The sequence below is a fragment of the Mycobacterium gordonae genome (assembly GCF_017086405.1).
Taxonomy (GTDB): domain Bacteria; phylum Actinomycetota; class Actinomycetes; order Mycobacteriales; family Mycobacteriaceae; genus Mycobacterium; species Mycobacterium gordonae_D.
On the sequence record NZ_CP070973.1, the window covers coordinates 1,448,622 to 1,461,088 of the forward strand.

The following is a 12,467-nucleotide window of genomic DNA, read 5'->3' on the forward strand; positions in this document are numbered from 1 at the left end:
TCGGGCTATCCCGACGCGCCCTGGGGCCCTACCTGGCCCTGGCTGCCGGTTGCGCCGTGCGCGCCGGTTCCGCCGGCGGCGCCGTTTGCGCCGCGTCGCGTGCCCGCGACCTCCGCCACCCCCGCCTCGCCGCCCGCGCCGCCAGAGCCCCCCGTTCCGCCGTCACCGCCGAGACCCGCGGCGCCGCCGATGCCGCCGGCACCGAATGTGGGTCCCGCTCCGCCGGCCCCGCCGGCGCCGCCATTGCCGCCCGCACCGCCTGACCCCCCGGTGCCGCCGGTGCCGCCATTGCCGCCGTTGCCGCTCTGCGGAGTCACAAGTGCGTGAGGATTGGTAACTGCGCCGCCGTTGCCGCCGTTGCCACCCGGGCCGCCGGCCGCGCCCGCCCCGCCGGCCGCTCCTGCCCCGCCAGCGCCGCCGCTGCCGCCCATGACGCCGGTCAGGTTGCCGATCTTTCCGGCGGCGCCGCCGCTGCCGCCTGCCCCCCCGTTGCCGCCGGTTCCGCCGGTCGCGCCGGTGCCGCCTTGTCCGCCGTGTCCCGCATTGCCGCCGAAGCCGCCGTCGCCGTAGCCGCCGTAGCCGCCGTTGCCGCCCTTGCCGCCCGTGCCGCCGGCGCCCCCGTCGCCGCCTGCCCCAGCGGTAGTTAGACCCTTTGCTGTCGTAGCAAGGTCTCCGCCATTGCCCCCGTTGCCGCCGTTACCCCCGGCGCCACCGCCACCGCCGTGTCCGCCGTTACCGGCTTGGCCGAGAACGACATCACCAAGGATCCCGCCGCCGTTGCCACCGTTGCCGCCGTTAGCACCGACGCCGCCGAGGCCGCCATCGCCGCCTCTTCCTCCTATCGCTTGGTTTCTTACACCTGCTGGTAAGGCGGTGCCGCCTTCGCCGCCGTTTCCGCCGTTTTCGGCAATCATGGTTCCGTCGGCACCCCGCAGGCCATCGGATGCCCGGCCAGAGCCGGAGGAGCCGTTTGAACCGCTGGCGGCTGTCGGCCCGCCGGGAATAGGAGCGGGATTGACCGCGGGGGCGCCGACGGCGCCGGTGCCACCCGCACCGCCTCGGCCACCGTTGCCGGCCGTGCCCATACCGCCCTCGACCCCGCCGTTACCTGCTGAACCACCCGCGCCGCCGTTGCCGCCGGCCCCGCCCGCCCCGCCGATGCCACCGTTGCCGCCCGCATGACCCATCGAGATCGCGGCTCCGCCGTTTCCGCCGTGGCCACCGGTGCCTCCGACACCGCCGTCACCGCCGAGACCGCCCGTCGCGCCGGATCCGCCCGCCGCACCGCCCCGGCCACCGTTGCCGGCGTCGCCGCCCGCGGTGCCATGACCACCGGTACCTGCTGAAACGCCGGCTACGCCCGCTGCGCCCGACCCACCGTCGCCGCCGCGGCCGCCGACCCCGCCATCGCCGGCGGTGCCGGCCTTGCCGGCGGTACCGCCCGCACCCGCTGAACCCGCGTCGCCGCCCGCTCCGCCGGCCCCGCCGGCCGCGCCGTCGCCGCCGTGACCGCCAGTGAGGTTGGTACCGGCCGGGCCAGCTGCTCCGCCGTTTCCGCCGTCACCGCCGGTGCCACCCGTACCGCCTTCCCCACCGCGTCCGCCGGTGCCGCCGGCGCCGCCGGCCGTGCCGCCTAGACCCCCGGCCCCGCCGTCGCCTCCCGCGGTGCCGTTGCCGCCGTTGCCGCCGCCGATGCCACCGGTCGCGCCGTGGAACCCGGCTCCGCCAGTTCCCCCTTGCCCGCCGGCACCGCCGTTGCCGCCAAGGCCTGCCGCACCCGCACTACCTCCTGCTCCACCGGCGGCGCCGCCGACGCCGGCCGCGCCGCCGTCGCCGCCGAAGCCGCCGCCGCCGCCCTTGCCGCCGCCTTTCGTGGCGGTTCCCGCGGAGCCCGTGCCGCCGATGCCGCCGGTGCCGCCGGTGCCGCCGGTGCCGCCCTGGCCGCCGCTGCCTGCGTCGGCCCCGGCCCCGCCGGCCGCACCGCCTTTACCCCCCGTCCCGCCTTGTCCGCCGGCGGTACCGCTGCTGCCCTTGCCGCCCACGCTGACGGTAACGCCGTCGCCGCCGATACCCCCATTGCCGCCGATGCCGCCGCTCCCGCCGGCGCCGGCATGGCCTTGCGCACCCGCGTTGCCGCCGGCGCCGCCAGCCAGGCCACCAGAGCCTGCCGCGCCACCGTCGCCGCCGACCCCACCGGTACCACCTTGACCACCGGCGGTGAAGGCGTCACCCGAGGTGCCGACGCCTCCGGTGCCGCCGGTGCCTCCGCGGCCGCCAGTGCCCCCCTGGCCGCCGTCGCCAGCCTTGGCGCTGCCGCCGAGACCGGCCGCGCCGCCCTTGCCACCAGCGCCACCGGCGCCACCGGCGGTGCCGGTGCCGCCAGTGCCGCCGTTCGACGCGCCCGTACCGCCGACACCACCGTCGCCACCGTCGCCGCCGGTGCCGCCGACACCGCCGGTACCTCCGTTGCCGGCCGCGCCGGCGTTGCCGCCCGGACCGCCCGACGCGCCGCCGGCTCCGGCGGCACCGCCTTGGCCGGCGGTCCCGCCGTCACCGCCGCGGCCCCCGGCCAGCAAGGTGTTGCCGGCTGTTCCCGCGCCGCCGTTGCCGCCGTTGCCGCCGGTGCCGCCGTTACCGCCGCGGCCACCGTCGCCGGCGTCACCGCCGGCTCCGCCGGCCGCACCGCCCTGCCCGCCGGTACCGCCCTGGCCACCGGCGGTGCCAAGTCCTCCGGTTCCACTCGTCAGGCCGCTGTTGCCAGTACCGCCCCGGCCACCGTCGCCGCCCTGTCCACCGACCCCACCCGCGCCGGCGTGACCCGAGGCTCCGATGTTGCCGTCGGGGCCGCCGGAGGCGCCGCCGGCTCCCGCGCCGCCGCCCTGTCCGCCGACCCCGCCGGTACCGCCCCGGCCGCCGGCTTCGGTGCTGGTGCCCGCCGTTCCGATACCCCCGCCACCGCCGGCGCCGCCGATCCCGCCATCGCCGCCCCGGCCCCCGTCGCCGGCTTTGCCGCTCATACCTCCGCCAGCCGCAGCGCCGGCCGCGCCGCCTTGACCACCCTTGCCGCCGGCGCCCCCGGCGGTGCCGCCGCCACCAGTGCCGCCGCCGGCCTCGCCCGCGATGCCGCCGCCACCGCTGCCTCCTGAGCCGCCGGTGCCGCCCATGCCGCCGGAGCCCGCCGTGCCGGCTGCACCCGCACTTCCGCCGGTGCCACCGGCGGCCCCGCCAACACCGGTCGCGCCGCCCTGGCCACCGGCTCCGCCTTCTCCGCCCCGGCCGCCGGCCTGCAGGGCGCTGCCGGCGCTGCCGCTGCCGCCCGTGCCGCCCGCCCCACCTAGGCCACCGATGCCCCCACTGCCACCGTCGCCGGCGTGGCTTCCGCCAGTTCCACCGCCGCCGGCGCCGCCGGTGCCACCCGCCCCGCCGGCGAATCCGGCACCGCCCGCGGCGCCACTGCCGGAGACGCCGTCGAAGCCTGCGCTACCGGTCCCGCCGTTGCCGCCCACTCCGCCGGTGCCACCACGGCCCACATCACCGCTAGATCCGCCGGTGCCGCCGATTCCGGCATTGCCACCCGCACCGGCGGCGCCGCCGATTCCGCCGGTGCCGCCGGAACCACCGGCCGAACCGGCCACCGTGCCGGAGCCGCCGTCACCGCCGATGCCGCCCCGGCCGCCGTCACCGCCGGTGCCCCCGCCGCCGTTGATTCCGCCCGGCCGGACCCGCCTTGACCGCCGACCCCTCCGCGGCGCCGGCATACCCGGTGCTTCCTGCTGTGCCGGAGTGGGCGGCGGCGTGCGTGCCGGTGCTACCGGTACCGCCAAGGCCGCCGGTGCCGCCGAGGCCGCCGGTGCCCGCGGCGCCGGTTGTTCCGCCGGTGGCGCCGGTGCCGGCCGCGCCGCCGATACCGGCAGCACCCCCGGATCCTCCGGTTCCGCCGACTCCGCCGGACGAGCCGGCCAGGGTGCCTGATCCGCCTTGTCCGCCGGTGCCGCCCTGGCCGCCGATGCCGCCGGTGCCGCCGGTGCCGTTGATGCCGCCGGGACCGGCGTGACCGCCTTGGCCGCCGACTCCGCCGGCTCCTCCGGCAAAGCCGGTGCCGCCGACCGCCCCTGAATTGCTGGCCGCATCTGGCCCGACGCTGCCGGCCCCGCCTGCCCCGCCGGTGCCGCCGGTGCCGCCGGTGCCTGCGCTGCCCGCGGTACCGCCGATGCCACCGGTGCCGGCCGCGCCTCCGCCGCCGGCGGCACCTCCGGTCCCGCCGATGCCGCCGGCCGCGCCGGCCGAGCCGGCCAGGGTGCCTGATCCACCTGCCCCACCGGTGCCGCCCTGTCCGCCGCGTCCGCCGGTGCCGCCGCTGCCGTTGATCCCGCCGGCGCCGGTGTTACCGCCCTGACCGCCGGTGCCGCCGGCGCCGCCGGTTTCGCCGGTGCCGCCCTGAGCGGCGGAGTGGGCGGTGGCATCCAGACCGGTGCTTCCCGTCCCGCCAGTCCCACCTGTCCCGCCGGTGCCGCCCGTGCCGGCATCGCCGGTGGTGCCGCCGGTGCCACCGACGCCTGCCGCGCCGCCAGCACCGGCGTCGCCGCCACTTCCGCCGGTCCCGCCGGGTCCGCCCTGGCCGGCGGTGTTCGAGCCGCCAGTGCCGCCGGTACCGCCCTGTCCGCCGTGACCGCCCAGGCCGCCGGAGCCATTGATGCCACCCGGGCTCGCGTCGCCGCCGGTGCCGCCCGCCCCGCCGGCGCCACCGGCAAAGCCGACGCCACCCGCGGCTCCCGAACCGGCGCCGGCGCCGGCGCCGCCGGACCCGCCGGCGCCGCCCGTGCCGCCTTTGCCGCCGATCCCGGGCTGGCCGGCGGCTCCACCGCTGCCGCCAGTCCCGGCCGCACCGCCTGCGCCTGCCGCGCCGCCGGTACCGCCGGCCCCGCCGGTGCCCCCGACGCCGTCGGTGCTGGAACCTGCGGCGCCGCCGGTCCCGCCCAGCCCGCCGGCCCCGCCGGCTCCGCCGTTTCCGTTAATTCCGCCAGAGCCGGCCAGCCCGCCGTGGCCCCCGGCGCCGCCGGCGCCGCCGGCGAACCCCACGCCACCGACGGCGCCCGATCCTGCGGCCGCGTCAGCACCGGCAGCGCCAGACCCGCCGGCACCGCCAGTTCCGCCCACACCGCCGGCGCCGGCGACGCCGGCCGCCCCGCCAGCGCCAAGGAAGTGTCCGGCACCGCCCGCGCCGCCGTGACCTGCGGCGCCGCCATCGCCGCCCGTGCCGCCGGCGCCCCCGATGCCGCCGAGTCCGGCAGCGTTGCCGTCGGCGCCGATGCCGCCGGGACCGCCGGCCCCGCCCTGCCCGCCGAGCCCGCCCCGCCCGCCCGCGCCGAACAGCAGCGCGCTCTGACCGCCGGCGCCCCCCGCGCCGCCGGCGCCGCCGCTGCCACCGGTGCCGCCGAACGCGCCACCAGCGCTACCGGCGCCCCCGGTGCCCCCATTGCCGCCCGCGCCGCCGGGGGCGAACCAGCCGCCGGCCCCGCCATCACCGCCGCGCCCACCGGGCGCCGCGTCGCTCCCGGGGCCGCCGGCTCCGCCGGCGCCGCCGGCCCCGAACAGCAAGTCGGCGCGACCACCCGTGCCGCCGGTGCCGCCACCTGGGCCGCCGGCCCCGCCGACGCCGCCGCCGCCCCACAGCCACCCACCGTCGCCCCCGAATCCGCCGGTGCCGCCGCCGGCGCCGCCGGTCCCGCCGGCGCCGCCGGTTCCGAACAGCAGCCCGCCGGTCCCGCCGGCGCCGCCGCTGCCCCCGCCCGCGCCGCCGGCGCCGCCGGCCCCGCCTTTGCCCCAGAGTCCGGCGCTGCCGCCGGCGCCGCCGGTCTGTCCCGGGGCACCCGGGGCGCCGTTGCCGCCGTTGCCGAACAGCAGACCGCCGGCGCCGCCGGCGCCGCCGGGTGCGGTGGCATTGGCGCCATCGCCGATCAAGGGCCGTCCGAGCAGGGCCTGGGCGGGGGAGTTGAGCAGATCCAGCAGCACCTGTTCGGCGTTGGTTGCCTCGGCCGACGCGTAGAACCCCGCGCCGGCCCGCAGCGCCATCACCACCTGCCGATGGAACGCCGCCGTCTGTTCGCCGATGAGCTGATATTGCTGACCGTGCTGTCCGAAGAGCGCCGCGATCCCCGCCGACACCTCATCCGCGGCGGCGGGTAGGACCGTGGTGGTGAACCGTGCCGCCGCCGCATTGGCCGCACCGACCGCCGCCTCGACAGCAGCCAAGTCTTGTGCTGCGGAACTCACCAAGTCCGGCGCGATTACTACGAAAGACACCAGCCGCTCCTAACCTGCTGTTCCACGGTTGCCGTCAGCACCTCGGCCGCCCGCTGTGCCAGCAGCGCCGTCGTGCCCGAAGGCGCCTGTGATGCCACCGCCGGTCTTGACGCCGGGTAGTCCGCCAGCACCGCCGGCGCCCCCGGTTCCGCCGGAGGCGCCGACACCTGCGGCACCACCGGCACCACCCGTTCCCTCTGTTGGCCCGGCACCCCCATGACCGCCGGCACCGCCGTTGCCTCCGCTGCCACCGGCGGCGCCGTGTCCGCCGTTGCCGCCGTCGCCGCCGTTGCCGCTCATGGTGACCGAACCGGACGTTGTCGTGATGTTTCCGCCGAACCCTCCGGCGCCTCCGTTGCCACCGTTGGCGCCGATACCGCCGTTGCCGCCCTGCCCTCCCGCTCCTCCGGCGCCCCCTACTACGCCGGTCAGGTCGCCGACGGTTCCGGCCGCGCCGCCCGCGCCGCCCTTGCCGCCGGCACCGCCCTGGCCGCCGGCGCTGTTGGGTCCCGTGGCGTTGCCGCCGTTGCCCCCGTGACCTCCTGATCCGCCGTTGGCCAGAATCGCGCCGTGCCCACCGGTGCCGCCGTTGCCGCCGTTGCCGCCGACACCGCCGTCGCCGCCGTCGCCGCCGTCGCCGGCCGTGCCGACGACAAGGTTCGAGAGAACGCTGCCGCCGAGGCCCCCGTTGCCCCCGTTGGCGCCGGCGCCACCTCTGCCGCCGGTGCCGCCGAAGCCCGCCGCACCATTCGGTCCCGAAGGCGGACCGGCTGTATTGACGTCACCGCCGTTGCCGCCCCTGCCGCCGACCGCGCCGGTGCCGCCTTCGCCGCCGGCTCCGCCGCTGCCGCCGGTCGGGTTCTGCAGCACGGAAGTAACCGTTCCGGTGCCGCCATTGCCGCCGCGGCCGCCGACCATTCCGGGGCTGGTGCCGTTGGTGCCGCGATTGCCGTCGCTGCCGGTGGGGCTGCCACTCCCGCCGTTGGAGCCAGGATCAGCCGCTTGCCCCGCAATGGCAGCAGGATTGGCGCCGGCGGCGCCATTGGTGCCGGCGCCACCGGCGCCGCCGTGGCCGCCGTTGCCGGCGGTGCCCATACCGCCGGTGAGGCCGCCGGCCCCGGCCGAGCCACCCGCGCCCCCGTTGCCCCCTTTGCCGCCGCCGCCGCCGTCTCCGCCGACGCCGCCGTTCTGGCCGGCGCTGACCGTGGCGCCACCGCTGCCGCCGTCGCCGCCCGTGCCACCGATTCCGCCGTGGCCGCCGCGGCCGCCGTTTGCGCCGGGCCCACCCGCCGTGCCACCCGCCCCGCCATTGCCGCCGGATCCGCCCCCGGTGCCGTGTCCGCCGTTACCGCCTCCGGGGTTTCCGGCCGCGCCGTGAGCCCCTGCACCGCCGATACCACCGTCGCCGCCAATCCCGCCGCTGCCGGCGGCACCGGCCAGCCCCACGATGCCGCCCTTGCCCGCGGCGCCACCGGCACCGGCCGCGCCGCCTGCGCCACCGCTGCCGCCATTGCCGCCGGTGCCGCCTTCCACGGTGGCGCCGACCGTGCCAGCGGCTCCACCGGTGCCTCCGGTGCCGCCGTGGCCCCCCGTTCCACCAGTTCCGCCTCGGCCGCCGCTCGAGCCGGCCCCGCCGGCGGCGCCGCCGTCGCCACCCACACCGCCGATGCCACCGCTGGAGCCGGTGCCGCCGGTTCCTCCGCCGACGCTGCCGGTCGTGCCTTGCCCGCCGGCTCCGCCCTCGCCACCGCTACCGCCGTCGCCGCCGTTGCCGGCGATGCCCGCAGCGCCGTCAGAGCCGCCCGTGCCGCCGGCGGCGCCTCCCTTACCGGCCGACCCGCCGTCTCCGCCGGTTCCGCCTTTGCCGCCGGCGCCGCCCGCCTGGGTGGCGGTGCCCGGGGTCCCGGTTCCGCCTATGCCGCCCGTTCCGCCGGTACCGCCCTGGCCGCCGGTGCCGCCGTCGCCGGCGTCAGCGCCAAGGCCGCCGGCTGCACCCCCTTGGCCGCCATCGCCCCCTTGGCCGCCGGCGAGTCCTTGCCCGCCGGTCCCGCCGCCCGCAGCGCCGGCGTCTCCGGTCCGACCGGTGCCGCCGATTCCGCCGGCCCCGCCGCTGCCGCCGGCGCCGGCATCGCCGGCGGCGCCGCTGCGGCCACCGTCACCACCCGATGCGCCGCCCGCGCCGGCCGCGCCGCCGATGCCGCCCTGGCCCCCCGTTCCGCCTGTGCCGGCCGCCTCGGTGGCGGTGGCCGCGGTGCCGGCGCCGCCGGTGCCGCCAGTGCCCCCTGTGCCGCCATCACCGCCCAGCCCTCCGCTACCCGCTCTGACGCCCGCCCCTCCGGCAGCCCCACCCTGCCCGCCTTCTCCGCCGGTGCCGCCTGCGGTGCCTTCTCCGCCGGTGCCGCCGCCGGCGGTGCCGGTTTGACCTGTGCCACCGTCCCCGCCCCTGCCACCGGCGCCACCTTGGCCGCCCATCCCGCCCTGACCCGTCAGTCCGGCGTGACCGCCAACTCCGCCGGAGGCGCCGCCGACTCCGGCGGCACCGCCCTTGCCGCCGGTGCCGCCGCCGCCACCGTGTCCACCGGGCAACGCGTGGGTGCCGGCGGTGCCGGTGCCGCCGGTCCCGCCGGTGCCACCGCCGCCGCCGTTGCCGCCGGTGCCGCCGTCGCCGGCCTTGCCGCCGAATCCGGCACCCGCCGCGCCACCCTGGCCACCGGTGCCCCCGGCGCCGCCTGCCGTGCCGTCTGAGCCGTTGCTACCGAACAAGCCGGTAAGGCCCTGGCCGCCTTTTCCGCCATCGCCGCCGGCACCGCCTTGGCCACCGGCCCCGGCCGCGCCGGCGGCGCCGATGTTGCCGCCCGCCCCGCCGGAGGCGCCACCGGCCCCGGCCGCGCCGCCGTGTCCGCCAACGCCGCCGTGTCCACCGGTCTCGCCCGCTGTCAAGAACGTGCCCGGTGTCCCGACCCCGCCGGTACCGCCGGTGCCACCGATACCTCCGTCGCCGCCCTGGCCGCCGTCTCCGGCGGCGCCGCTGACGCCACCTGCGCCGACGAGGCCGGCAGCGCCGCCTCGACCACCGCTGCCACCCGCGCCGCCCGCCGTTCCAGTACCACCGGTGCCGCCGCCGGGGTGCCCGCCGCGCCAGTGCTGCCGGTGCCCCCGTTGCCACCGAACCCGCCGACCCCGCCACGGCCGGACGTACCCGCCGCGCCGTCGCTGCCGCCCAGGCCACCCGATGCGCCACCGGCTCCGGCAGCGCCGCCCTGACCGCCAGTGCCGCCGGTGCCGCCCTGCCCGCCATCCAGTAGGGCGGTGCCAGCGGTGCCGCTTCCGCCGCTGCCGCCCGTGCCGCCGACGCCGCCGCTACCGCCGGTGCCGCCGTCGCCGGCATGGTTCCCGCCCGCGGCGCTGCCACCGGCACCACCTGCGCCGCCGGCCCCACCGGTGAAGCCAATGCCACCGGTGGCACCCGACTCCGCGTCGGCGTCGGTGCCGGTGCTGCCCGCACCGCCGGCGCCGCCGTTGCCACCGTGGCCGCCGCCACCCACGCTGCCGGTGACGCCGCCCGTGCCGCCGGTGCCGGCCGCACCGCCGATGCCGGCGGCGCCGCCGGATCCTCCGGTGCCGCCGGAACCGCCGGCCGAACCGCTGACCGTCCCGGATCCGCCCGCGCCGCCGTGTCCGCCGCGACCTCCTTGGCCACCATCGCCACCGGTCCCGTTGACGCCATCGGCGACGGCGTCGCCGCCGGCCCCACCTGCCCCGCCAACACCGCCGGCAAAACCGGTGCCGCCCGCTGCGCCGGTATCGGCGGCGGCATTGAGACCCGCGCTGCCGTCACCGCCGGCGCCCCCGGCTCCACCGGCGCCGCCGCTGCCCGCGGTGCCCTGCGTTCCGCCGCTTCCTCCACTACCGGCCGACCCACCGGCACCCGCCGCTCCACCCGTCCCGCCGGTCCCGCCGGCTCCGCCGGCCGAACCGCCGACCGTCCCGGACCCACCGGCGCCGCCCTGTCCGCCGTGGCCGCCCCGCCCACCCCGGCCGCCGACCCCGTTGATGCCACCGGCGGAGTCTCCACCTCGACCGCCCTGGCCGCCGGCGCCGCCGCTGTTGCCGGTGCCGCCGGTCGCGGCTGAGTTCGCGGCGGCATCCATGCCTGCGCTGCCGTTCCCGCCGGTTCCGCCGGTTCCACCGGTGCCGCCGGTGCCCGCGCTGCCCGAATGTCCGCCGGAGCCACCCGTCCCGGCGGCGCCACCCATACCGGCGGCACCGCCCGTGCCGCCCGCTCCACCCGCGCCTCCGACACCATTGGCGTTGAAGCCCCCGTTGCCGCCCGCTCCGCCGTGGCCGCCGAGGCCGCCCCGACCACCGGCGCCGTTGGTGCCACCGCTGGTACTGCCGCCCTGGCCGCCCGCCCCGCCGGCGCCGCCGGCAGACCCCGTGCCGCCGGTCGCGCCGGAGTTCTCGGGGCCGTCGGCGCCGGCACTGCCGTCCCCGCCGGTGCCACCGGTGCCGCCAGTGCCACCGGTGCCCGCACCGCCCGCGGTCCCTCCGGTGCCGCCGGTTCCGGCCGCTCCGCCCAGGCCCGCCGCCCCGCCGGTACCGCCTACCCCGCCAGCGCCGCCGACGCCGTTGTCGTTGGATCCGCCCGTCCCGCCGCCGCCGCCGGTGCCGCCATGGCCGCCCGCCCCGCCGGCGCCGTTGACACCGCCGGCCGCCGCGTTGCCGCCCCGGCCGCCAGCGCCGCCGGCCCCACCGGCGGACCCGGCATGGCCTACCGCGCCGGAGCCTGCCGCGGCATCGCTGCCGGCGCTGCCCGCCCCGCCGGTGCCGCCAACTCCGCCGATACCGCCAGTGCCCACGTGACCCACGGTCGCTCCTGACCCGCCGGCACCCGCCGCGCCGCCGACGCCACCGACGCCGCCGACACCGCCGGTGCCGCTGTTGTTCGAACCACCCGCGCCACCGGCCCCACCCTGGCCACCGGTGCCGCCCGCGCCACCGGCGCCGTTGAGCCCGCTGACGCTGAAACCTCCGGCGCCGCCGGTGCCCCCGGCGCCCCCGGCGAACCCTGCGCCGCCGACCGCACCCGAACCCGCCGCGGCGTCAGCACCCGCAGCGCCGGCCCCGCCGGTACCACCTGTCCCGCCGGTGCCCCCGGCGCCCGCACCGCCGTCGGCCCCGCGTGAGTTCAGCAACTGACCGGCACCGCCTGCCCCGCCGTGACCAGCGGAGCCACCCGCACCGCCGGTTCCCCCGGCGGCACCCACCCCGCCCAGACCTGCAGCGCCGCCGTCCGCGCCGGCCCCGCCGCTTCCGCCGATTCCACCGGTGCCCCCCAGACCACCCTGCCCACCTGCCCCGAACAGCAGGCCGCTGCCCCCGCCGGACCCTCCGGCGCCCCCGACGCCGCCGGTGCCACCGGTCGCTCCGCTGGTGGCACCGGCTCCACCAACTCCACCCGGGCCGCCCGTACCTCCGGCCCCGCCGCCGCTGAACATTCCACCCGAGCCGCCGGTGCCGCCCGTACCTCCGGTCCCTCCGCCCAGTCCTGGGCCCCCGGGCGCGCCGATTCCACCGGCCCCGCCAGCACCGCCCTGGCCGAAGAACACGCCGCCGGCTCCGCCCGCCCCGCCGCTGGCACCGCCGGAGCCGCCCGCTCCACCGGCCCCGCCGGTACCCCACATGCCTGCCGCCCCGCCCGCGCCGCCGGCCTGACCGGGCGCGCCCGATGCCCCGGCGCCCCCGTTGCCGAACAGCAGCCCACCATCACCACCGCGACCGCCGGGCGTGGTCGCGTCGGCACCGTCCCCGATCAGCGGCCGTCCCAACAGCAACTCGGTGGGGGAGTTGACCACACCCAACAGAGCCTGCTCGGCATTGATCGCCTCCGCAGAAACGTACGAGCCGGCCCCCGCCTGCAGCGTCGCCACAAACTGTTCGTGAAATGCCGCGGCTCGGGCGCTGATCGACTGGTACTGCACAGCGTGCTGGCCGAAGAGTGCCGCGATACCCGCCGACACCTCATCATCGGCTGCGGGTAACACCCTCGTGATGAACCGGGCCGCCGCTGCATTAGCCGCCGTGACCGCCGACCCGACGTCGGCGAAGTCCTGCGCCGCCGCAGCCACCAGGTCGGGTGAGATCTGCACGAATGACATCAGTGG

4 protein-coding genes are annotated in these 12,467 nt (G+C 79.6%); all 4 read right to left on the minus strand.

The annotated features are described in order from the left end of the window. Positions 1-5 precede the first annotated feature (5 nt). The 4 genes from JX552_RS33210 to JX552_RS06425 are packed head-to-tail and all read right to left on the minus strand — an operon-like array spanning position 6 to position 12,461. Positions 6-3,758, minus strand: coding sequence for a hypothetical protein (locus tag JX552_RS33210; protein ID WP_205876588.1), 3,753 nt, complete (start codon positions 3,756-3,758; stop codon positions 6-8). Next, positions 3,679-6,303 carry a PE family protein gene (locus JX552_RS06415; RefSeq protein WP_205876589.1) on the minus strand — a complete coding sequence of 875 codons (2,625 nt, stop codon included), beginning with the start codon at positions 6,301-6,303 and terminating at the stop codon, positions 3,679-3,681. Before JX552_RS06415 ends, JX552_RS33210 begins: the two co-directional genes overlap by 80 nt. A 9-nt stretch (positions 6,304-6,312) precedes the next feature. Continuing rightward, positions 6,313-9,243, minus strand: coding sequence for a PE family protein (locus JX552_RS06420; protein ID WP_205876590.1), 2,931 nt, complete (start codon positions 9,241-9,243; stop codon positions 6,313-6,315). Further along, positions 9,240-12,461, minus strand: coding sequence for a PE family protein (locus tag JX552_RS06425; RefSeq protein WP_205876591.1), 3,222 nt, complete (start codon positions 12,459-12,461; stop codon positions 9,240-9,242). Before JX552_RS06425 ends, JX552_RS06420 begins: the two co-directional genes overlap by 4 nt. Positions 12,462-12,467 lie beyond the last annotated feature (6 nt).

Bases quoted from the DNA above. Each gene is read 5' to 3' on its own strand.
- JX552_RS06425 (WP_205876591.1), bottom strand. From the start codon at position 12,461: ATGTCATTCGTGCAGATCTCACCCGACCTGGTGGCTGCGGCGGCGCAG.
- JX552_RS33210 (WP_205876588.1), bottom strand. From the start codon at position 3,758: ATGCCGGCGCCGCGGAGGGGTCGGCGGTCAAGGCGGGTCCGGCCGGGC.